This window comes from Clostridium sp. RTP31139st1_H3_RTP31139_211217 (genome assembly GCF_040227035.1).
Taxonomy (GTDB): Bacteria; Bacillota; Clostridia; order Clostridiales; family Clostridiaceae; genus Clostridium; species Clostridium saudiense.
The window spans coordinates 1-2,921 of sequence record NZ_JBCOAB010000099.1; the positions used below are offsets into that span (position 1 = coordinate 1).

The 2,921-nt window shown below is 28.0% G+C and carries 2 protein-coding genes; both read left to right on the forward strand.

What is annotated here, in order from left to right:
- Nucleotides 1–297 precede the first annotated feature (297 nt).
- A complete protein-coding gene (locus tag ABUA17_RS18590) occupies nucleotides 298–1,299 on the forward strand; it encodes a polysaccharide deacetylase family protein (protein WP_042403108.1) in 1,002 nt (333 codons plus the stop codon).
- Nucleotides 1,300–1,568: 269 nt separating this feature from the next.
- Nucleotides 1,569–2,561 (forward strand): polysaccharide deacetylase family protein, encoded by a 993-nt coding sequence (locus ABUA17_RS18595; protein WP_042401835.1) that lies wholly within the window; start codon nucleotides 1,569–1,571, stop codon nucleotides 2,559–2,561.
- Nucleotides 2,562–2,921: the final 360 nt, after the last annotated feature.

The following is a 2,921-nucleotide window of genomic DNA, read 5'->3' on the forward strand; positions in this document are numbered from 1 at the left end:
TTAACATGAACGTACCCGTATGGGTTATTTTTTTTGCAATTAATTAGTGTTGCACTTGATATTGTAATTTATCTTATATTATATCAGTATATTTTATGAGTATACTCTAATAAACTTAAGTACATTTATAACTTTATAAGTGTAATAAAACTAACAGTCCATAGAGTAGGATTTTCTTGTTTTTACATATTTGATGAAAAAATTACTAATTAATTTTACTGAAAGAGGGTTTGGAATAATATTGAATCATATGTTATTATAGTAAGTGCGGTAATTATATCAGTAGGGGGGAAAATAATGATAGGGAAAAAGTATAATAGCAAGAGAAGTAAAATGGATACAATTAAAAAGCAAAATATTACTGTCTTAATTATATGTGTGATAGTAGTTGCTGTAACAATAATAGGAGTACAGTTTATTCCTAAAAAAGAAAATAGTACTTTAAAAGAAAGTATAGCGAGTAATAAAGAAAATGGTAGTTTAGATGAGTCTAATAAAGAAGATGAATTAGTTCAAAATGATCAAGTAGTTGGAGAAGAGTTAGAAGTTGACTCAAAAAACAATGTTAATTATATAAAATTAGAGGATGATCCTAATGCAGATGATGCAGCTATGGTTTCTGAAAATACTAAAGGGCTTTTAAATGGAACAAAAAATTATCCGGTAAGAACAGATGGTAAAAGAGTAGTTTACTTAACTTTTGATGATGGACCATCAACGACAAATACACCACAAATATTAGATATATTAGATCAATATAATGTTAAAGCAACATTTTTTGTTTTAGGGAAGATGTTAGAAGCCGGAAATGGTGAGAAAGATGTACTAAAGGATATTGCTGAAAATGGACATGCTATAGCAAATCATACATATGGACATGATTATGCTTATTTATATCCTAATGGAACTATGAATGTAGATAATATTGTATCAGATGTTGAGAAAAATAATGATATAATGAAAGAAATATTAGGTGATGATTTTTCAACGAGAGTTATTAGATTTCCAGGTGGATATTGGTCATGGGAAGGTCGTACACCTATGAGAGATAAGATGATCGAAACTGGATATTGTAATATTGACTGGAATGCATTAAATGAAGATGCGCAGGGAGCTGCAAAAACTGCTGATGAATTAGTTCAAAAAACTAAGGAAAATATAGAAAGATTAGGCCCAGATGCAGATAGTGTTGTTCTTCTAATGCATGATACATATGGAAAAGAAGAGACAGTAAAAGCATTACCTCAAATAATAGAATACTTACAAGATAAAGGATTTGAATTTAGAACAATTAAATAATAGAAATTAATGCAGATTAAAAATTAGGATAAGTTTTGTCTTATCCTTTTATTTTTTTATAAAAATATAATTATTGGAACTTTATTTAAAGGTAAAAAGTCTAATAAATATTATTGTATTTAGATTTTATTTATTTGTAACACTTTTGTAACGAATTCGACTATAGTTATATTGTATATTAGTAGTGAGGAGAAAATGTTTATATATTAAGTAAACTTAAAATAAAATATAAATCAGTGAAGGGATGTCAGCAAAGGATGGGTAAAAGAATGAGGAAGCGAAATAAGAAGAAAAGAAAACAAAGACAAGTAGCGATTATATTGGGGAGTATATTAATAGCAGTGTCGATAGTTTTATGTATTAAATTTATACCAAAGCATGAAGAACAAAAGTTACAAATTACAATTCCTAATGAAAATCAAAATGGGACAAGTAATAATACAGAATCTAATAATGAAAATGAAGTAGAAAATAATAAAGATCAATCAGATGATAAAGATAAAGTAGAAGAAAATAAATTAGATAATAGTGGTTACTTATCATTTGAAGAAGACCCTAATGCTGATGATGCTGCAATGGTTGCTGAAAACACTAAAGGGCTTTTAAATGGAACAAAACATTATCCAGTAAGAACTGATGGTAAAAAGGTAGTTTATTTAACTTTCGATGATGGACCATCAACAACAAATACACCACAAGTATTAGACATATTGGATAAATATAATGTTAAAGCAACATTTTTTGTTTTAGGTTCATCCATAGATAAGAGCGATGAAGCAAAAGAAATATTAAAAGAAGAAGTTAAAAGAGGACATGCAATAGCAAATCATACATATGGTCACGATTATTCATATTTATATCCTAATAGAACTATGAATGTAAATAATATTGTATCAGATCTTGAGAAAAGTCAAAATTCAATGAAAGCAGTATTAGGTGAAGATTTCTCAACAAGAGTTATTAGATTGCCGGGTGGATATTGGTCATGGGAAGGTCGTACTGCAATGAAGGAAGCTATGGAACAGAATGGATACTATAATGTTGATTGGAATGCATTAAATAAAGATGCTGAAGGGAAAATGAAAAATGCTGATGAATTAGTACAATGTACTAAAGAAAGTGTAGAAGCTTTAGGACCTAATGCAGATAGTGTAGTTCTTTTAATGCATGATACATATGGGAAAGAGGAAACAGTAAAAGCTCTTCCAAGAATAATAGAGTACTTACAAAGCCAAGGCTTTGAATTTAGAACTATAAAATAGTATAAAGTTATTAATTCAAATTGGATTGTGACTAAAACCGCATATCTGATAATTAAAAAAACGCAAATGTAATATTAGTAATGTTTATAATTAAAGTAGTGGTATGGCGATTGCAACTATAATTTACTTTACTATGCATATATAGAAAAAAGAAATATTATATTGAAGGGAATATTGAAATTGAACCGTAGAATTTAATAATTGATGGAAGATAATTTGTGTGAAGAAGATTATATGTTTGAACATAGTGAGTTTATAATCTTTAGCAAATTATCTGGAATCAAGGGAGAGTAGATAGATTTGTGTAAAAAACAAATCTATCTACTCTTTTTTTGTATGATTAGTTGGTAGATTTGGAAT